This window comes from Rathayibacter festucae DSM 15932 (genome assembly GCF_004011135.1).
GTDB lineage: Bacteria > Actinomycetota > Actinomycetes > Actinomycetales > Microbacteriaceae > Rathayibacter > Rathayibacter festucae.
In genome coordinates this window covers 41,376-59,085 of the sequence record NZ_CP028137.1, presented here as the reverse complement: position 1 = coordinate 59,085, position 17,710 = coordinate 41,376, and the positions used below count along the sequence as shown (strand labels likewise).

The following is a 17,710-nucleotide window of genomic DNA, read 5'->3' as shown; positions in this document are numbered from 1 at the left end:
CACTCATTCCGGTCGATCCCGGCGCGCGCATTCATGCTGGTCGAGTAGCCCCGCAGGGGCGTATCGAGACCCACCGTCACCAGCAGGTGGGGTCTGCAGACCCGCGCTCTGACGATGGTGGATCTCGATACGCCCGCTGCGCGGGCTACTCGATCAGCATGGGGGGCGCCCGCTGCGCGGTCCACTCCATCACCATGAGGGCGCCCGCTGCGCGGGCTGCTCGATCAGCATGCAGCGGGCCAACTCTTTTGTTAGGCTAACTATGTGACTACCGCCGACACCGATCTCCCCGCCCTCGCCGGCGAGACGCGCATCGCCGTGGGCCGGCTCGGCCGCCGCCTGCGCCAGGAGAAGGCGGAGCACGAGCTCAGCGACGCGCAGTTCGGCGTCCTCGCCCTCCTGCACCGGGAGGGACCGCGCACCCTCGGCGAGCTGGCCGAGGCGGAGCGCGTCCGTCCGCCCTCGATGACCCGCACCGTCGGCTGCCTCGCCGACGACGGACTCGTCGAGCGCCTCGCCGATCCGGCCGACGGCCGCGTCACCCGCATCCGCGCGACCGCGCGCGGCTCCGAGCTGGTCCTCGACGTCCGGCGCAGCCGCGACGCCTGGCTCATCGCCCGCCTCCGCGAGCTCGACCCCGACCAGCGCCGGCTGCTGCACGACGCCGCTGCGCTCCTGCGCGAGGTGGCGGACCGATGAGCGCGATGTTCCGCTCGCTCGCGGTGCCGAACTACCGCATCTGGTTCGCCGGTGCGATGGTCTCCAACATCGGCACCTGGATGCAGCGCACGGCCCAGGACTGGATCGTCATCAACGATCTGACCGACCACGACGCGACCGCGCTCGGCGTGACGATGGCACTGCAGTTCGGCCCGCAGCTGCTGATGGTCCCCTTCTCCGGCTTCATCGCCGACCGCTTCGACCGCCGGAAGCTCCTGATGGCGACGCAGGCCGCGATGGCCGTCCTCGGCCTCGCGCTCGGCCTGATCGTCGTGACCGGGATCGTCCAGCTCTGGATGGTCTACGTCTTCGCGCTGCTCCTGGGCTTCGCCGCCGCGATCGACGCTCCGGTGCGCCAGACCTTCGTCTCCGCGCTGGTCGAGGAGCGCGACCTCTCCAACGCGGTGTCGCTGAACTCGGCCTCCTTCAACTCCGCGCGGATGATCGGCCCGGCCCTCGCGGGCGTGCTGATCGCGGCGGTCGGCTCCGGCTGGGTCTTCCTCCTCAACGCGGCGAGCTTCATCGCGGTGCTGGTCTCGCTGCGCTTCCTGCACCGGGAGCAGCTGCGCTCCGCCCCGCGCGCGACCCGCGGCCCCGGCGCGCTGCTCGAGGGCTTCCGCTACGTCTCGCGGCGGCCGGACATCCTGGTCGTGCTCTCGATCGTCTTCCTGATCGGCACCTTCGGCCTCAACTTCCCGATCTTCGCGTCGACGATGGCGACGGTCGAGTTCGACATGGGTGCCAGCGAGTTCGGCCTGCTCTCCTCCGCCATCGCCGTCGGCTCGGTCGTCGGCGCCCTGCTCTCGGCCCGTCGCGACCGCCCGCGACTGCGCCTGATCGTCGGCGCCGCCGCTGCCTTCGGTGTCGCGCTCGCCCTCGCCGGCCTGATGCCGACCGTCTGGGCCTTCGCGATCCTGCTGCCCTTCGTCGGCATCGCCGCGCAGACGCTGATGACCTCGGCCAACGGCTACGTCCAGCTCTCGACCACGCCGGAGATGCGCGGCCGGGTGATGGCGCTCTACATGGCGATCTTCATGGGCGGCACCCCGATCGGCGCCCCGCTGATCGGCTGGGTCGCGAACGCCTACGGCCCGCGCTGGGCGATGCTGGTCGGCGCCGCCTCCGGAGCCCTCGCCTTCGGCGTCGGCCTCGGCTGGTACCTGCGCACCCGCCGCCGCGCCCGCGCCGGCGAGCCCGCCGCCCAGGAGGAGGTCGCCCTCGTGACGACCCCCGCCCTCACGCCTCGCGCGTGATCTCCACCCGGACGAACAGCTTCGAGGAGTGCGGCCCGGCGTAGACGCCGCGGAGAGGCGCGATGTCGTTGTAGTCGCGGCCTCGGCCGACGATCACGTGGCGGTCGCCGATGTCGATCAGGTTGGTCGGGTCGTAGCCGCGCCAGGCGCCGCCGCAGAACCACTCGACCCAGGCGTGCGACTCGCCGACGACGGTCTCGCCGATCGCCGCGTTCGGCTTGGGGTGCAGGTAGCCGGAGACGTAGCGCGCGGGGATGCCCGTCGAGCGCAGCGCGCCCAGGACGATGTGGGTGATGTCCTGGCAGACGCCCTCGCGGGCGGTCCACGACTCGGTCGCCGTCGAGTGCACGCCGGTGACGCCCTGGCGGTAGGTCATCTCCCGGCCGATGGTCTCGGCGATCGACAGGGCCGCGTCGCACGGACCCTCCGCCGCGTCGGCCAGCCGGCGGGCGAGCTCGACCAGGTCCTCGGGCGGCGCCGTGCGGTTGGTCTGCTTGAGCTGCTCGACGTACTCGGTGAGCGTCTGGACCTGGTCGTCCAGCTGCTCCCAGCCGACGGGGTGGTCGGGGTGCGCCTTCGGGCGGATCTCGACGAGTGAGGTCGCCGTGAGCGAGAGCTCCTGGTGCGGGTCGAGCACGTCGAACGACGAGACCCGGGTGCCCCAGTAGTCGGTGTAGGTGTGCGCGGAGGTGACCGGGCGGATGACCAGGTTCGAGGAGAGCACGAGCTGACCGTCCGAGGACGCCGGGAGCATCCTCGCCTCGTTGTAGGAGGCGACGACGTCGCCCCGGTAGGTGAACCCTGTCGTGTGCGTGATGCGCAGCCTGCTCACAGCGCCTCCCCGATCCAGCTCGGCATGACGTTGGTGGGGAAGTAGCGCTGGCGGATCGCCTCGGAGGCCGACGAGGTCGCCTCCTGCACGCTGTCCATGTGCCGCGGCAGGTCCTCGAGGATCTCGGCGATCGGCCGGTACTCCAGCTCGCTGCGGATCTGGCCGAGCACCCGCTGGGCGTCGCCGGTGTGGCCGACGCGGCCGGTGCGCGGCTCGATGTCGCGCATGCACATCTCGGCACGCGAGACCGAGAAGAGGATCGAGCGCGGGAAGAGGCGGTCGAGCAGGAGGAACTCCGCCGCGTTCCGCGCACTCGGCACGCCGCGGTAGGTGCGGAGGTACGCCTCGTAGGCCCCGCAGGAGCGCAGGATCGTCGTCCAGGACGGGCCGCTCGCCTCGGTCAGCGACCGCGTGGCCAGCAGCCGGGCCGTCATGTCGGCCCGCTCTATCGAGCGGCCGAGGGTGAAGAACTGCCAGGCCTCGTCGCGCGAGGTGGCGGACTCGATGATGCCGACGGCGAGCGCCGAGCGCTCGCGCACCCAGCCGAAGAACTCCGACACCCGCTCCCCCGTCACCCGGCGGGGCATCCGGGTGCGCGTGGTGTTCAGGCACTCCCACAGCTCGGTCGAGACGATCTCGCGGGCACGGCGGGCGTTCTCGCGGGCGGCACCGAGCGAGTAGGCGATCGAGGCGGGGTTCGTGCGGTCGATCGCGAGGATGGTCAGCACGTCGGCGCGGGTGACCTCCTTCATGTCGTCCGGGGCGGTGGAGCCCATCACCGACAGCAGCGAGCGGCAGGCGGTGTCCTCGTCGATCCACGGGTCCTCGAGCAGGAGCTGCAGGTGGACGTCGAGGATGCGGGCGGTGCCGTCGGACCGCTCGATGTAGCGGCCGATCCAGAACAGCGACTCGGCGATCCGGGAGAGCATCAGGCGTCCTCCCCTGCGGCGAGCGTCTGCTGCTGCTGCTGCTGGTCCTGGTCGTGGTTGGCCGCGTCCTGCGGCGACTGGTCGGGCGTGTGGTTCAGCGGATAGACGATCGGGATCGAGGTGGTCACCGCGGCCTGGTCCTCGACGAGCCCGGAGATGTCGTGGGCGTCCGGCTCGGTGAGCGGCGCGCCCTCGAGGCCGACGACCCAGGTGTCCTTCGACCCGCCGCCCTGCGACGAGTTGACGACCAGCTGGCCCTCGGGCAGCGCGACCCGGGTGAGTCCGCCGGGCAGCACCCAGATGTCCTTGCCGTCGTTGACCGCGAAGGGACGGAGGTCCGCGTGCCGGGGCCGCATCCCGTCGTCGACCAGGGTCGGGATGGTCGAGAGCTGCACCACCGGCTGGGCGATCCAGCCGCGCGGGTCGGCCTGCAGCCGCGAGCGCAGCTCGGCCAGCTCCTTCGCCGAGGCGGCCGGCCCGACGACGAGGCCCTTGCCGCCGGAGCCGTCGACCGGCTTCACGACGAGCTCGTCGAGGCGGTCGAGCACCTCCTCGAGCGCGCCCGGATCCTCCAGGCGCCAGGTGTCGACGTTCTTGATCACCGGCTCCTCCGAGAGGTAGTAGCGGATCAGGTCGGGCAGGTAGGTGTAGACGAGCTTGTCGTCGGCGACGCCGTTGCCGACCGCGTTCGCGATCGTGACGTTCCCCAGGCGCGCGGCGAGCATGAGCCCGGGCGAGCCGAGCATCGAGTCAGCGCGGAACTGCAGCGGGTCGAGGAACTCGTCGTCGACGCGGCGGTAGATCACGTCGACGCGGGTCGGCCCGGAGGTGGTGCGCATGAACACCTTGCCGCCGGTGCAGAAGAGGTCGCGGCCCTCGACCAGCTCGACGCCCATCAGGCGGGCGAGCAGGGTGTGCTCGAAGTAGGCCGAGTTGTAGACGCCGGGGGTGAGCACGACGACGGTGGGGTCGTCGACGCCCTCGGGGGCGGAGGCGCGCAGGGCCTGGAGCAGGCGGTTGGGGTAGTCGCCGACCGGCCGCACCCGCATCGACACGAACAGCTCGGGCAGCGTCTGCGCCATCACCCGACGGTTCGAGATGACGTAGGAGACGCCGGAGGGGACGCGGACGTTGTCCTCGAGCACCCGCCAGTCGCCGACCTCGTCGCGGATGAGGTCGATGCCGGAGACCTGGATCCGCACGCCGTTGGCCGGCTCGATCCCGGCGGCCTGGCGGTGGAAGTGGCTGGAGCTGGAGAGCAGGGCGGCGGGGATCACGCCGTCCTTCACCGCGTTCTGCGGGCCGTAGACGTCGGCGAGGAAGGCCTCGAGTGCGCGGACGCGCTGCTTGATGCCGCTCTGCACCTCGTTCCACTCGGCGCTCTCGATCACGCGCGGGACGGCGTCGAGCGGGAAGGGCCGCTCCTCGCCTGCGAAGTCGAAGGTCACGCCCTGCGCGAGGTAGGAGGAGGCGAGCGCATCGGTGCGACCGCGCAGCTCCTCCTGCGTCATCCGCGCGAGCGAGGAGTAGATGTCGCGGTAGGAGTCGCGGACGCCGGCCGGGCCGCTGGTCGCCGCGACATCGGCGAACATCTCGTCCCAGGGTGAGGCGCCCGTGCGGGGCCGCTCGACCTTCTGGGACCCGTATCCGTCGAAGAGGTCACCCATGGCACGACTCTAGTGCGGGGCAGATTGCGGGGATGTTTCGGGCGGCCGGAGGGCGAGGAGACCCCCCGTCACTCGAGGGTCAGGGCCTGCTGCCCGACCGTCACACTGAGCCGCCGGCGCCGAGGATCGCGTCGATGCGGGCCCGTGCCGTCTCGCTGCGGTAGGGGTCGGTCGCCTGGACGAGGGAGTCCGCGATGCCGAGCGCCCCGAGGACCGCGACGACGGAGTCGAGGCGGGCCGAGCCGTCCCCCGCCTCCAGGCGGCGCAGCGTCTCGCGGGTGACGCCCGCCCGCTCGGCGAGCGAGGACGCGGTCATCCCGTTCACGGCTCGCCACCGCCGGATGTTGGCGCCGATCTCGGCCAGCTGGAGGGAGCGGCGAGGCGATCGTCGTGCGACCATTCGATCCTCCTGAGCTCTGTAGCGCCCATTTTAGCGCTTCGTGGCACTTACAGCTTTCAGCCAATCTGCCGCCGGCCGTGCCGAAGAAGCCCTCGAAGCTCTCGGTCGTCTCCGTCTCGGCACGAGCGGTTACATCACGGGCAGTACCTGAAGGGTTACACTTCGAGATGTAGCCGTACGGTTACACCGCGGAGGAGGCGATCGATGTTCAGTGGAGTGAACGATCTGAGGCAGCTGGTGGTCTCACTGCGCGAGAACGCGGGCCTCAGCCAGGCCGAGCTCGCCCAGCGCGCGGGACTCTCCAGGAAGTGGGTGAACGAGTTCGAGCGCGGCAACCCCAACGCCCGCATCGGTGCGGTCCTCGACGTACTCCGAGCGCTGGGTTACGGGCTCGAAGAAAGGGCGCTCGATGGCCGTCCCACGTGAGCTCGTCGCGTACCTCGACGGCAGAAGAGCAGGAACGTTCCTGCAGGAGAACACGGGCGACACCGTCTTCGTCTATGACGACGAGTACAGGCGCGATCCGCTGAGTACGCCCCTCTCGCTATCGATGAGCAAAGCAGTCAAGCGCCACGGCAAGCGGCAGGTCCTGCCCTGGCTCAACGGGCTCCTCCCCGACAACGACGCAGCGCGAAGCGCCATTGCTCAACGCTTCGACGTCAATCCCAGGAATCCCTTCGCCATCCTCGAGCACACAGGGTCGGACGCCCCCGGCGCCGTTCAGCTCCTTCCTCCCGGCGAGGAATCCACTGACGCGGACAGCGACCGAACCGCGATCGAGACCCTGGCGGACGAGGACGTCGCCGAACAGCTCCGCCTCGTCATCGACGAGTACCGAGACGGGACTGCGGACGCGCGCCTCGATCAGCGCTTCTCTCTTCCCGGAGCGCAACCCAAGATCGCGCTCGTTCACGACCGACGCGGATGGGCACGTGCGCTGCGCGCGACGCCGACGACACACATCCTCAAGCCCGTCGCGCCGGACGGGTTCAGGCGCGTCGACGTCGTCGAATACGTGACGCTGACCGCGGCGAACACGCTCGGTCTCGCGACCGCCGAGTTCTGGATCCAGCAGATCGGGCCGCACCGGGTCTTCGTCTCGAAACGCTACGATCGCGCGCCGGGAGCAGACGGAATCATCCGGCGGTTGCATCAGGAGGACCTCGGACAGGCCCTGTCGACGGATCCGGCGAAGAAGTACCAGCGACGGGACGGGGGACCGGGGATCGGCGCCGTCGCGACCCTCATCCGCGCTCTCGCACTTAGCGACAGCCAGAGAGTGCGGATCGGATGGGAGTTCTTCCGCGGAGTCGCCTTCAACAGCGTCGCGTACTGCACCGACGCGCACATCAAGAACTACTCGATGATGCTCGACGGCGCCCACACCCGGCTCGCGCCTCTCTACGACCTGAACACCATCGCCCCCTATCTCGACGATCGGTCCCGTTTCGGCGCCAGGGGTGAAGCGCCACAGGCAGCGATGTCGATCGACGGGGAATATCGCTTCGATGCGATGTCCGAAGCAGGCTTCGCGAAAGAAGCGAAGAAGCTCGGGGTGGACGGTGGCCGAGCCGTCGACGAGATCCGTCGGCTTCGCCGCGATCTGGTGGGAGCCTTCGAGAGCGCCCGAGACTCCCTCGTGGCTCTCGATGACGACACGACGAGCTTCGCCCAGGAGGTCGTGGACGGGGTGGCCCGGATCCCTTCCCTGAATCGCTCCTGAGCGGTCGAGCAGGTGGCGGGAATGAATCCAGCCGCACGTGGTTGGATGAGGATGTACATGCGAACGCATGAATCAGGTCTCGCCAGGACGGGGCCACGGAGAGAAGGAGCGCCTGATGCAGTTCGGCATCTTCACGGTCAGCGACATCACGACCGACCCCACGACCGGCCGCACCCCGACCGAGTCCGAGAAGATCGCGGCCACCGTCGCGATCGCCCAGAAGGCGGAGGAGATCGGCCTCGACGTCTTCGCGCTCGGCGAGCACCACAACCCGCCGTTCTGGTCCTCCTCCCCCACGACGACCCTCGCCTACATCGCCGCGAAGACCGAGCGGCTCCAGCTCAGCACCGCGATGGCGCTGATCACCACGAACGACCCGGTGAAGCTCGCCGAGGACTACGCGATGCTCCAGCACCTCGCCGGCGGTCGCGTCGACCTGATGCTCGGCCGCGGCAACACCGGCCCGGTCTACCCGTGGTTCGGCAAGGACATCCGCCGCGGCATCGAACTCACCATCGAGAACTACGACCTGCTGCACCGCCTCTGGACCGAGGAGTTCGTCGACTGGGAGGGCCAGTTCCGCACGCCCCTCCAGGGCTTCCAGTCGACCCCGCGCCCGCTCGACGGCGTCGCCCCGTTCGTCTGGCACGGCTCCATCCGCTCGCCGCAGATCGCCGAGCAGGCCGCCTACTACGGTGACGGCTTCTTCGCGAACCACATCTTCTGGCCCGCCTCGCACACCGCGAAGATGGTGCAGCTCTACCGCCAGCGCTTCGAGCACTACGGCCACGGCAGCGCCGACCAGGCGATCGTCGGACTCGGCGGCCAGATCTTCCTCGCGAAGAACTCGCAGGACGCGGTCTCGCAGTTCCGCCCCTACTTCGACAACGCCCCGGTCTACGGCCACGGCCCCTCGCTGGAGGACTTCACCGAGCAGACCCCGCTCACCGTGGGCTCGCCGCAGGAGATCATCGACCGCACCCTCGGCTTCCGCGAGTACGTCGGCGACTACCAGCGCCAGCTGTTCCTGATGGACCACGCGGGCCTGCCGCTGAAGACCGTCCTCGAGCAGATGGACATGCTCGGCGAGATCCTGCCCGCTCTGCGCGCCGGCTTCGCCGAGGGCCGCCCGGCGCACGTGCCGGACGCGCCCACCCACTCCTCGCTCGTCGCCGCCCGCGCCGAGCAGCCCGTCCCCGTCAGCGCCTAGGAGGCCCCGCCCATGGACACCCGCAGGATCACCGTCCTCTCGGCCGGCCTCAGCACGCCGTCCTCCACCCGCCTGCTCGCCGACCGCCTGGCCGACGCGGCCGAGGCCTCGCTCACCGAGCAGGGCTTCGCCGTCGAGCGCAGCGTCGTCGAGCTGCGCGACCTCGCGCACGACGTCACGAACAACCTGCTCACCGGCTTCGCCAGCCCGGCGCTGCAGACCGCGCTCGACGCGGTGGCCGGCGCGGACGGCCTGATCGCCGTGACGCCGATCTTCACCACCAGCTACAGCGGGCTCTTCAAGTCGTTCGTCGACGTGCTCGACACCGAGGCGCTGCGCGGGCTGCCCGTGCTGCTCGCGGCGACCGGCGGCTCGCCCCGCCACTCGCTCGCAGTCGACTACGCCATGCGCCCGCTCTTCAGCTACCTGCACGCCGCTCCGCTGTCGACGACGGTCTTCGCCGCGACCGAGGACTGGGGCGGAGCCACCGAGGACGGCCGCGCGCTGCCCTCGCGGATCGAGCGGGCGGGCCGCGAGCTCGCGACCGAGGCGGCGCGCACTTCCCGCGCTCCCGCCGACCCGTGGGCGCTCGACGGCTCGTTCGAGGGGATGCTCGGCCGCCGCAGCTGAGCACCGCTTCTCTCACAGGAGCGCGGATCCGTCCAGTAGCGGCGCACGCCGATGCCCGCAGCTAGCCTCCCCTCGGAGGGCCCGCCGGTGGCCCCCGAGGGGAGGCCATGATGGCTCTGGACACGACTTCGCTCCGCAGGGGCGCCTTCGATCGGGTGACGCTGGACCGCCGCCGCTTCCTCAGCGCCCTGGGCGTCGCCGCCTCGGTCCCGGTGCTCGCGGGCTGCGGCTTCGCGCCGGCCCGCCCGGCGGCGAGCGCCGACAGCGGCACGCTGACCTTCACCACCTGGGGCACGGACGCCGAGCTCGCCGGCTTCCAGCGGGCGATCGACCGCTTCCAGGAGGCGAACCCCGGCTCGACCGTGGCGCTGAACTCGGTGCCGTACGAGCAGATGTTCACCAACATCGACGCGCAGCTGCAGGCGGGCAACCCGCCGGACGTCTTCCGCGTGCCGTACTACACCTTCGGCAGCTACGCGGGTCGCGACCAGCTGCTCGACCTCACTCCGCACCTCGAGGCCGACGTGGCCGACCGCTTCACCGACCCGGCCTGGGCCGCGGTGCAGAGCGGCGGCAGCCCGTTCGGCGTGCCGCACCACACCGACACCTCGCTGATCCTCTACAACACCGAAGCGCTCGCCACCGCGGGCATCACCGACTTCCCGGCCTCGCCGGAGGAGGCCTGGACCTGGGAGGAGTTCACCGAGGTCGGCCGGACGCTGCGCGCCTCGCTCCCCGCCGAGCGCTACCCCTTCGCCTACAACTGGCAGGGCAACGGCGTCACCCGCTGGCTGAGCCTGCTCTTCCAGGCCGACGGCCGCTTCCTCACCGAGGACCTCTCCGCTCCGGCCATCGACTCCGACGCGGGTCGCGCGGCGATCGACTTCAGCCGCAGCTTCTTCACCGACGGCCTCGTGCCGCCGAGCAGCTCGATCCAGGCGACGACCTACGCGAGCGACCTCTGGTACTCGCAGACGACCGCGATGACCTTCGGCGGCGCCTTCCTCATCCCGGACGCGGAGTCGACGCTCGACTTCGAGTGGGGCGCGACCTACTCGCCGCGGAACGTGCGCGGCGGCGGCGACTTCGGCGGCAACGCCCTCGTCGCGACCAAGGCGACCGCGAACCCCGAGCTCGCGGCGGCGTTCCTCGCCTTCGTGACCGAGGAGGAGTCGATGCGCGACTTCTGCGCCGGCGCCTCGCTCCTGCCCACCCGCCGCGACCTGACCGAGTCGGGCATCGAGTTCGAGGTGCGCCCCGAGCTCGCGGAGGTCTTCCTCGGGCAGGCGGGCACCGTGCAGGCCGAGGACGCGGCGCAGGTCGCCTCGCCGGACATGGCGGCGATCATCGCGGTGCTGAAGGAGCAGCTCGAGCAGGCGTTCGTCGGCGGTCAGAGCACCGAGGACACGATCGCGAAGCTCAGCTCCGGCATCGCCACCGCCGTGCAGTGAGCGGCGCGACCCCGTGACCTCCACCCTCCCCGCCCCCGAGGAGGTGACGGCGCGACCGCGCCGCGCCTCCCGGGCGCCCGCCGCCCGCGAGACCGTCGCCGCCTACGGGTTCCTCGCGCCGAACCTGCTGATGCTGGCGCTGTTCGTCTTCGTGCCGCTGGTCGGTGCGTTCCTGCTCAGCTTCCAGCGCACCAACGGCTTCGGCGACGGCGTCTTCATCGGCCTGGACAACTACGCCCGGCTGCTCGGCGACCCGCTGTTCTGGCGCTCGACCCTCAACACCGCGCTGTTCACGCTGATCGTCACGCCGCTCTCGATGGCGCTCGGCCTGGGCGCCGCGGTGCTGCTGAACTCGGTGCTGCCGGCCCGGCCCGTCTTCCGCTCGATCCTGATCCTGCCGATGGCCGTCTCGGGCGTCGCGACGGCGCTGATGGGCGTGCTGATCTTCGACGAGAACAGCGGTGTGCTCGACGGCCTTCTGCAGACGATCGGCCTGCCGCGGATCGCCTGGCAGTCCGGCGGAGCCGCAGCCTTCGCCTCCGTGATCCTCGTCACCCTGTGGTGGCGGGTCGGCTTCAACATGCTGATCTACCTGGCCGGGCTGCAGGGCGTGAACCCCGCCCTCTACGAGGCCGCGCGGCTGGACGGCGCGAACGGCTGGCAGCAGTTCCGGCACGTGACGGTGCCGCTGGTCGGCCCGTCGACGTTCTTCCTGCTCATCCTCAACGTCATCTACTCGTTCCAGGTCTTCGACATCGTCTTCGTCCTCACCGGCGGCGGGCCGCAGAACTCCACCTCGGTGCTGGTGACCTACGCCTACGACACCGGCTTCGTCACCCGCGATCAGGGCTACGCGGCGGCGATCGGCATCGTCCTGCTGATCCTGACGATGATCTTCACCGCCGTGCAGTGGCGCACGAACCGCTCGAGGGACCTCGTCGAATGAACCGCGTCTCCCGCTCGACGACCGCGCTCCGGCTCGTCCTGGCGATCCTCGTCTCCCTCGTCATCCTCTTCCCGCTCTACTGGATGCTCGTCGTCGCGTTCTCCTCGCGCGCCGAGCTGCTCGGCGGCACGCTGCGCCTGTGGCCGCGCGAGTTCACGCTGGCCAACTTCGAGCGCGTCTTCGACTCGTTCCCGGTCGCGACCTGGTTCGGCAACTCGCTCGCGATCAGCCTCACCACCGCGCTGATCACCGTGGCGATCAACCTGCTCGGCGGCTACGCCTTCGCGCAGCTGCGCTTCCGCGGCTCGGGGGTGCTCTTCCTGCTGGCGCTGTCGACGCTGACCCTGCCCGTGCAGGTGATCATGGTGTCGCTCTTCCGGCTCGTCACCGACCTCGGCCTCTACGGCAGCTACTGGGCGGTGATCCTGCCGACGGCGGCCTCGGCCTTCGGGCTCTTCCTGGCGCGGCAGTTCATCCTCGCCATCCCGCGGGACCTGATCGAGGCGGCCCGGATCGACGGGGCCGGTCACTTCCGCGTCTTCACCCGGATCGTACTCCCGCTCTCGAAGCCGCTGATCGCGGTGCTGTTCTTCATGTCGCTCCTCGGCTCCTGGAACGACTTCGCCTGGCCGCTGATCGCCCTCAAGGAGAACGTCCTCTTCACCCTCCCGATCGGGCTGCTCTACCTGCAGGGGCAGTTCGGCAGCGACTACGGCGGGACGATGGCCTTCGCGCTGGTGAACGTGCTGCCGATGGTCGTGCTGTTCCTGATCTTCCAGCGCTACTTCGTGCAGGGCTTCGCCCGCAGCGGACTGCGCTGAGCGGTCCCGCTCGGTGCCGGATCGACTGCTTCTATCACGGCCGTATGTCAATCCCGGCTATTGCGCTCCCCGTTGTCGCGGCACCGCGGTACCGTCTACCCAGGTGCTCGTCCTGAGCGCCACGGAGCACTCCGCTCCAGCGGAAGGCGGGTCGTCGTGAGCACCATCGCCGCCAATGCCGCCCAGCAGCGGGTGGCCGGTCGCTACTACCTGATCGAGCGGATCGGCTCCGGCGGGATGGGCTCGGTGTACCGGGCCCGCGACGAGACCGTGCAGCGCGAAGTGGCCGTGAAGGTCTTCCGCGCCGAGGCCTCCAACCCCGAGGACGTCGCCCGCCAGGAGCGCGAGGTGCGGATGCTCAGCTCCTTCGCGCACCCCGGGATCGTCAACCTCTTCGACGCCGGCCTGCACAACTTCGGCGGCGAGGTGCGCCGCTACGTCGTGATGGAGCTCGTCGCCGACCCGACCCTCGAGGCGCGGCTCGAGCCCGGCCCGATGGCACCGGACGAGGTCGCCGCGATCGGCACCCAGCTGGCCGAGGCGCTCGCGTACCTGCACGAGCGCGGCGTCGTGCACCGCGACGTGAAGCCCGCGAACATCCTGGTCAGCGAGGTCGCCTCCAGCGGCTACGCCCGCACCGCCAAGCTCACCGACTTCGGCGTCGCCCACTTCATGGACGGCTCGCGCCTCACCAGCGACGGCATCGTGATCGGCACCGCCAGCTTCGTCAGCCCCGAGCAGGTCGCGGGCGAGCCGATCAGCGGCGCCAGCGACGTCTTCTCGCTCGGCCTCGTGCTGCTGGAGGCGATCACCGGGCACCGCGAGTACTCCGGGACCGTCCTCGAGGCGGCCATCGCGCGCCTCAACCGCTCCCCCGTCGTCCCGGCGACGCTGCCCGCGCCCTGGCGCGCGCTGCTCACCTCGATGACCGAGCGCGACCCGGCGAAGCGGCCCACCGCCGACCAGGTCGCGCACCGACTGCGCGCGGGCATGACCGCGTCGTCCCCCTCCGGGCTGGATGCGGCGTCCGCTCCCGACGGCCGCGCCGTCCGCCTCCGCCGCGCCGTCATCATCGGCTCGAGCGTCGTCGGCGTCGGCGCCGTCGCCGCCCTCTCCTGGATGCTCGGGATGCTCGCCGGCCGCTGAGCGGATCCCCCGCCGGCCGAGCAGCCGCCACCGCACATGCCGGTGGAGCAGCCGCGCAGCGGCCGCCTTGCATGCTGGTCGAGCAGCCACGCAGCGCGGCGTATCGAGACCCGCCCCTCCCTGACATGAGCCCAGCGGCTCAGGTCTCGGTGACGGCGGATCTACTGGGAAGAGACGCCAGCATGCTGGTCGAGTAGCCCCGCAGGGGCGTATCGAGACCCACCACCGCATGGACGTCGGTCTCTTCCCCGCCCTGCGCTGGCGCCGAAGGCGTCCCCTCCGCTCGATACGCACGCTTCGCGTGCTGCTCGATCAGCATGCAGGGGCCCGCTTCGCGGGCTCCTCGATCAGTAGGCGGGCTCCCGCTCCGCGGGCTCCTCGGCGGCGTCGATCGGCAGGGGGTCAGGCCTCGCCCGGGAGGGCCTGGCGGAGGACGATGCGGGTCCAGGCGCCGACGTAGACGCGGTCGCCCTCCTCGATCTCGCGGCGCTGGCCGGTGGGGATCGGCGTCTGCGGGAGCGGGGCGCCGGCCGCGGCGAGGTAGGTGCCGTTCGCGGACTGCAGGTCCTCGACCCACCAGCGGTAGCCGTCGGTGTTGAGCTGGCAGTGGCGGCGGGAGACGCCGGAGTCGGTGCCGCAGTCGATCTGCGGCGAGATGCCGCGCGAGACGGAGGGCCGGCCGACGAGCACGCTGCGCTCGCGCAGCACGACGATCGTCGGCGGGCCGGCGGAGGGCATCGGGTCCTCGGCCCGCTGCTCGGCGTACCAGTCGGGGTCGACCCAGATCTCGGCGATCCAGGGGTCGTCCTCCTCCGCGGCCGCGGGCACGGCGGGCGCGGTCGTCGGCGTGCTCCCGGTGACCTCGGCGAGGACCTCCGTGGCAGGCGCGGCGGGCGGCGCGGTGGCGACGGGCACGTCGAAGCCGGCCTCCTCCTCCGGAACGAGCGCGGGCGGCGCACCGGGAGCGGCCGGCGCGGGCGCCTCGCCCAGGTGGGCGGCCGGATCACCGGCCGGCGTGGCGGAGCCGCCGACCTCGCCCGGCGCTCGAACCGCGCCCGACTCGGTGAACGGGTCGGCCTCGGGCAGTGAGCCGGTGGTGAAGTCGTAGCCGCAGTTCTCGCAGAACAGCGCGCCGGCCTCGTTGGGGTAGGAGCAGTTCGGGCAGACGGCGGGACCGGTCGGGATCGCCGTGGTCGGGTCGGCGGCACGGGGCGCGGGGGCGGACGGCGCGGCGGGCGCGATCGGCGCACCGCAGACGTCGCAGTAGTCGCCGGACTGGGAGGTGTGCCCCTCCGGGCAGCGGTAGCTCACTTGCGCACCCGCGTGGTCTTCGTCGAGGCGGTGTCGAGCGCCATCTCGTCCAGGCGGGCGACGCCGCGCTTCAGCCGCACCGTCCCCTCGTTGGGGTCGTCGATCTCGACGACCTTGCGCAGCTTCGCGGTCGCCTCGTCGTTGCCCGTCGCGGCGGCGAGCTGCACGGCGCGGCCGAGCTTGACGGTCGCGGTGGCGTCGTCGCCGACGGCCTTCGCGGCGAGGCCGTCCTGGATCGCCGAGGCGAGCTCGGTCTGGCCGGTGTAGTGCGCGACGGCGGGATCGATCCGCGCGGTGAGCGCCGAGTCGTCGGTCCAGCGGGCCTTCACCAGCGCGGAGGCGACGACCTCGTCGCGCACGCTGAGCTGCACGCGGGCGGCGAGCTGCTCGGCGCCGACCGGCTTCGACGCGACGCGGACGGCCACGTGGTACTCCCGTGACTCGTCGCCCCAGGCGCCGGTCGGGTAGGAGCCGGTCAGCGGGTTCACCGAGGTGCGGCGCGAGCTGAGGTCCTCGAGGTTCGGCGCGACCTGGCGGACGAAGAGCAGCTGCGAGCCCTGCGGGGTCCAGACGCGCAGCTCGCCGTCGGCGACGCCGCGGCCCATCGATGCCTGGATCAGCTGCTCGAAGTCGGCGGCCATGTCGGCCGGGTTCGCGATCAGTCCGACGGTGCCGAGCAGCGCGCTGGCGATGGTGCGCGCCTCCTCGACGACCCAGCGGGAGCCGACGCCGCGGACGTCGCACTGGAAGACGCCCCCGGCCGCGCGGATCGCCGCGTCGAGCTGCATTCGCGACTCGTGCTCGTTCTTGCCGTCGGTGAGCAGGATCGCGTGCCGCTGCTTCGCCTCGGGGACGCTGGAGAAGAGCTGGCGGGCGAGGGTCAGCCAGGTGCCCATCGCGGTGCCGCCGTCGGCCTGGAGGAAGCCGATGGCCTCCTTCGCGGCCGCCCGGGCGCCCGGCTCCATCCGCACCATCGACACGGAGGCGTTGGGGTACGGGAAGGCGCGGTCGGCCCGCTCGGAGCCGGCGACGACGGCGAAGAAGGTGCCGTCGAGGATCTGGTCGACCGCCACGGCGGCGGCGCGCTTGGCCGCGGTCATGTTCTCGCCGGTCATCGACCCCGAGCAGTCGACGATGATGATCTCGGCGGCCGCTCCGTCGCTGCCGGCCGCGCCGGTGCCCGAGGCGGTCACCGTCACGATCGCGTGCACATCCGTCGCGCCGTCCGAGAGGAACTCGTTCTGAAAGACACTCGCGCTGAACTCCGCCATTCGGCCAGTTTATTGTGCTGCCTGGCCGCGACGGCCCTCCTCCTCGCCGGATGCGCAGCAACCGTCGGACAGCCGGCCCCTCCCCCGGCGGGCGCGGGCTTCGACTACCAGCTCGGCGGCAGCTACCCGCCGGCCGACGGCGTCGACCTCGTCGTCCGCGACCGCGAGGCCGAGCCCGCGCCCGGCGTGTACTCGGTCTGCTACGTCAACGCCTTCCAGACGCAGCCCGGCGAGGAGGCGGCGTGGGCGTCGCGCCCGGAGCTGCTGCTGCGGGACGCCGCGGGCGAGCCGGTCACCGATCCGGACTGGCCGGACGAGACGCTCCTCGATGTGTCGACGGAGGCGAAGCGGGAGGCGCTGCTCGAGGTGGTCGGGCCGTGGCTCGAGGGCTGCGCCGAGAGCGGCTTCGACGCCGTCGAGGCCGACAACCTCGACTCCGCCACCCGCTCGGAGGGGCTGCTCACCGACGACGACACGGCGGCGTTCGCGCGTGATCTCGTCGACGCCGCGCACCGGGCCGGGCTCGCGATCGGCCAGAAGAACGCGGCCGAGCGAGCGGAGGAGATGCGCGGGCTCGGCTTCGACTTCGCGATCACCGAGGAGTGCGAGGTGTTCACCGAGTGCGACGCCTACACCGACGTCTACGGCGAGCGCGTGTACGAGGTGGAGTACACGGACGTGGACGACGCGGACGCGGTGTTCGCGCGGGCGTGCGCGCGCGGCGACGGCGTCGGCGTGCTGCTGCGCGACCGCGACCTGCTGACGCCCGGCGACGAGGGGTACGTCTCGGAGCGGTGCTGAGGGCGGGGTCCCTAGCGGGTGCCGTAGATGTCGGCGCGATGCCCGATCCTCAGGACGGACACCACTCGCGCCTCCTCGTCGATGGCGACCAGCACGCGATACGCCACGCCGACGTAGCCGGAGCGCAGACCCGCGAGCTCCGCGCTCAGCGGCTTCGTGACGCGCAGGGGGTTCTCGGCGAGGGGCTCGGCGCAGAAGCGGAGCACCGCCTCGGCCAGCTTCGGCGGCAGGCGGTGCAGGGCTCGAACGGCGGGACTGGTGAACCGGACCTCGAAGGGCGGTTCCGGACTCACGCCCGTCGACTCGCCAGCTGCGCGCGGACCTCGTCGAGGCTCAGCGTTCGACCCGCTGCGACCTCCGACTCCGCCTCGCCGATCTCTCCCCGGTGCGCCGGATCGGAGAGCCAGGCGATGGTCTCGGTCAGCGAGTCGAGGTCGTCCGGCGAGATGAGGACCGCCGCCGCCTTGCCGTGGCGCGTGATCACGACGGCGTCGTGGGTCGCCTCCACCGAGTCGACGAGGGACGAGAGGTGGTTCTTCGCTTCACTGACCGAGAGAGTCTGCATGACGGGAATTGTAGCCCGACTTCGGGCCATTTCG

19 protein-coding genes are annotated in these 17,710 nt (G+C 71.3%); 11 read left to right on the top strand and 8 right to left on the bottom strand.

Annotation, left to right across the window (positions count from 1 at the left end; translation table 11 throughout):
* The first annotated feature begins 264 nt into the window (after window positions 1–264).
* Both C1I64_RS00275 and C1I64_RS00270 read left to right on the top strand, forming a co-directional pair.
* On the top strand, window positions 265–699 hold the full coding sequence (locus tag C1I64_RS00275; RefSeq protein ID WP_127885855.1) for a MarR family winged helix-turn-helix transcriptional regulator: 435 nt from the start codon (window positions 265–267) through the stop codon (window positions 697–699).
* Window positions 696–1,973, top strand: coding sequence for an MFS transporter (locus C1I64_RS00270; RefSeq protein ID WP_127885854.1), 1,278 nt, complete (start codon window positions 696–698; stop codon window positions 1,971–1,973). Before C1I64_RS00275 ends, C1I64_RS00270 begins: the two co-directional genes overlap by 4 nt.
* Here C1I64_RS00270 and C1I64_RS00265 read toward each other — a convergent pair.
* From C1I64_RS00265 to C1I64_RS00250, 4 genes are all read right to left on the bottom strand, one after another.
* A complete protein-coding gene (locus tag C1I64_RS00265) occupies window positions 1,957–2,805 on the bottom strand; it encodes a transglutaminase family protein (RefSeq protein ID WP_123444952.1) in 849 nt (282 codons plus the stop codon). The genes C1I64_RS00270 and C1I64_RS00265 overlap by 17 nt on opposite strands.
* Window positions 2,802–3,734: an alpha-E domain-containing protein gene (locus C1I64_RS00260; RefSeq protein WP_123444951.1), complete on the bottom strand. Its 933-nt coding sequence runs from the start codon at window positions 3,732–3,734 to the stop codon at window positions 2,802–2,804. Before C1I64_RS00260 ends, C1I64_RS00265 begins: the two co-directional genes overlap by 4 nt.
* Window positions 3,734–5,401: a circularly permuted type 2 ATP-grasp protein gene (locus C1I64_RS00255; protein WP_123444950.1), complete on the bottom strand. Its 1,668-nt coding sequence runs from the start codon at window positions 5,399–5,401 to the stop codon at window positions 3,734–3,736. Before C1I64_RS00255 ends, C1I64_RS00260 begins: the two co-directional genes overlap by 1 nt.
* Before the next feature lie 100 nt (window positions 5,402–5,501).
* The gene (locus C1I64_RS00250) at window positions 5,502–5,801 is read right to left on the bottom strand and encodes a helix-turn-helix domain-containing protein (RefSeq protein WP_127885853.1); all 300 of its coding nucleotides are present in this window, start codon (window positions 5,799–5,801) and stop codon (window positions 5,502–5,504) included.
* Between the two features lie 204 nt (window positions 5,802–6,005).
* Between C1I64_RS00250 and C1I64_RS00245 the strand changes: the two genes are divergently transcribed.
* From C1I64_RS00245 to C1I64_RS00210, 8 genes are all read left to right on the top strand, one after another.
* A complete protein-coding gene (locus C1I64_RS00245; RefSeq protein ID WP_127885852.1) occupies window positions 6,006–6,227 on the top strand; it encodes a helix-turn-helix domain-containing protein in 222 nt (73 codons plus the stop codon).
* Window positions 6,211–7,524, top strand: a complete 1,314-nt coding sequence (locus C1I64_RS00240; protein ID WP_127885851.1) for a HipA domain-containing protein — start codon at window positions 6,211–6,213, stop codon at window positions 7,522–7,524. Before C1I64_RS00245 ends, C1I64_RS00240 begins: the two co-directional genes overlap by 17 nt.
* A 115-nt stretch (window positions 7,525–7,639) precedes the next feature.
* Complete coding sequence (locus C1I64_RS00235; protein WP_123733452.1) at window positions 7,640–8,734, top strand: LLM class flavin-dependent oxidoreductase; 1,095 nt, start codon at window positions 7,640–7,642, stop codon at window positions 8,732–8,734.
* A gap of 12 nt (window positions 8,735–8,746) precedes the next feature.
* Entirely contained in the window at window positions 8,747–9,364 is a 618-nt protein-coding gene (locus tag C1I64_RS00230; RefSeq protein WP_123734953.1) for an FMN reductase, read from the top strand.
* Window positions 9,365–9,471: 107 nt separating this feature from the next.
* Window positions 9,472–10,815: an ABC transporter substrate-binding protein gene (locus C1I64_RS00225; RefSeq protein ID WP_244209372.1), complete on the top strand. Its 1,344-nt coding sequence runs from the start codon at window positions 9,472–9,474 to the stop codon at window positions 10,813–10,815.
* 13 nt (window positions 10,816–10,828) lie between these two features.
* A complete protein-coding gene (locus tag C1I64_RS00220; protein ID WP_244209371.1) occupies window positions 10,829–11,761 on the top strand; it encodes a carbohydrate ABC transporter permease in 933 nt (310 codons plus the stop codon).
* Window positions 11,758–12,582: a carbohydrate ABC transporter permease gene (locus C1I64_RS00215; RefSeq protein ID WP_123701944.1), complete on the top strand. Its 825-nt coding sequence runs from the start codon at window positions 11,758–11,760 to the stop codon at window positions 12,580–12,582. Before C1I64_RS00220 ends, C1I64_RS00215 begins: the two co-directional genes overlap by 4 nt.
* Window positions 12,583–12,738: 156 nt before the next feature.
* Entirely contained in the window at window positions 12,739–13,728 is a 990-nt protein-coding gene (locus C1I64_RS00210) for a serine/threonine-protein kinase (RefSeq protein WP_127885850.1), read from the top strand.
* A 402-nt stretch (window positions 13,729–14,130) separates the two neighbouring features.
* On the opposite strand, the gene C1I64_RS00205 is transcribed toward C1I64_RS00210, so the two are convergent.
* Both C1I64_RS00205 and C1I64_RS00200 read right to left on the bottom strand, forming a co-directional pair.
* Window positions 14,131–15,039, bottom strand: coding sequence for an FHA domain-containing protein (locus C1I64_RS00205; RefSeq protein ID WP_127885849.1), 909 nt, complete (start codon window positions 15,037–15,039; stop codon window positions 14,131–14,133).
* Entirely contained in the window at window positions 15,036–16,310 is a 1,275-nt protein-coding gene (locus C1I64_RS00200) for a VWA domain-containing protein (RefSeq protein WP_127885848.1), read from the bottom strand. Before C1I64_RS00200 ends, C1I64_RS00205 begins: the two co-directional genes overlap by 4 nt.
* Window positions 16,311–16,322: 12 nt before the next feature.
* Between C1I64_RS00200 and C1I64_RS00195 the strand changes: the two genes are divergently transcribed.
* Window positions 16,323–17,111, top strand: coding sequence for an endo alpha-1,4 polygalactosaminidase (locus C1I64_RS00195; protein ID WP_127885847.1), 789 nt, complete (start codon window positions 16,323–16,325; stop codon window positions 17,109–17,111).
* A gap of 11 nt (window positions 17,112–17,122) precedes the next feature.
* Here C1I64_RS00195 and C1I64_RS00190 read toward each other — a convergent pair whose 3' ends face one another.
* Window positions 17,123–17,404, bottom strand: a complete 282-nt coding sequence (locus C1I64_RS00190) for a type II toxin-antitoxin system RelE family toxin (protein WP_127885846.1) — start codon at window positions 17,402–17,404, stop codon at window positions 17,123–17,125.
* Window positions 17,401–17,676: a type II toxin-antitoxin system Phd/YefM family antitoxin gene (locus C1I64_RS00185; RefSeq protein ID WP_127885845.1), complete on the bottom strand. Its 276-nt coding sequence runs from the start codon at window positions 17,674–17,676 to the stop codon at window positions 17,401–17,403. The genes C1I64_RS00190 and C1I64_RS00185 overlap by 4 nt, the downstream gene beginning before the upstream one ends.
* Window positions 17,677–17,710: the final 34 nt, after the last annotated feature.

What these genes read in the sequence shown, in the direction of transcription:
- C1I64_RS00270 (WP_127885854.1), top strand. Translation starts at nt 696, where the DNA reads ATGAGCGCGATGTTCCGCTCGCTCGCGGTGCCGAACTACCGCATCTGG.
- C1I64_RS00260 (WP_123444951.1), bottom strand. Translation starts at nt 3,734, where the DNA reads ATGCTCTCCCGGATCGCCGAGTCGCTGTTCTGGATCGGCCGCTACATC.
- C1I64_RS00255 (WP_123444950.1), bottom strand. Translation starts at nt 5,401, where the DNA reads ATGGGTGACCTCTTCGACGGATACGGGTCCCAGAAGGTCGAGCGGCCC.
- C1I64_RS00250 (WP_127885853.1), bottom strand. Translation starts at nt 5,801, where the DNA reads ATGGTCGCACGACGATCGCCTCGCCGCTCCCTCCAGCTGGCCGAGATC.
- C1I64_RS00245 (WP_127885852.1), top strand. Translation starts at nt 6,006, where the DNA reads ATGTTCAGTGGAGTGAACGATCTGAGGCAGCTGGTGGTCTCACTGCGC.
- C1I64_RS00240 (WP_127885851.1), top strand. Translation starts at nt 6,211, where the DNA reads ATGGCCGTCCCACGTGAGCTCGTCGCGTACCTCGACGGCAGAAGAGCA.
- C1I64_RS00235 (WP_123733452.1), top strand. Translation starts at nt 7,640, where the DNA reads ATGCAGTTCGGCATCTTCACGGTCAGCGACATCACGACCGACCCCACG.
- C1I64_RS00230 (WP_123734953.1), top strand. Translation starts at nt 8,747, where the DNA reads ATGGACACCCGCAGGATCACCGTCCTCTCGGCCGGCCTCAGCACGCCG.
- C1I64_RS00225 (WP_244209372.1), top strand. Translation starts at nt 9,472, where the DNA reads ATGATGGCTCTGGACACGACTTCGCTCCGCAGGGGCGCCTTCGATCGG.
- C1I64_RS00215 (WP_123701944.1), top strand. Translation starts at nt 11,758, where the DNA reads ATGAACCGCGTCTCCCGCTCGACGACCGCGCTCCGGCTCGTCCTGGCG.
- C1I64_RS00200 (WP_127885848.1), bottom strand. Translation starts at nt 16,310, where the DNA reads ATGGCGGAGTTCAGCGCGAGTGTCTTTCAGAACGAGTTCCTCTCGGAC.
- C1I64_RS00185 (WP_127885845.1), bottom strand. Translation starts at nt 17,676, where the DNA reads ATGCAGACTCTCTCGGTCAGTGAAGCGAAGAACCACCTCTCGTCCCTC.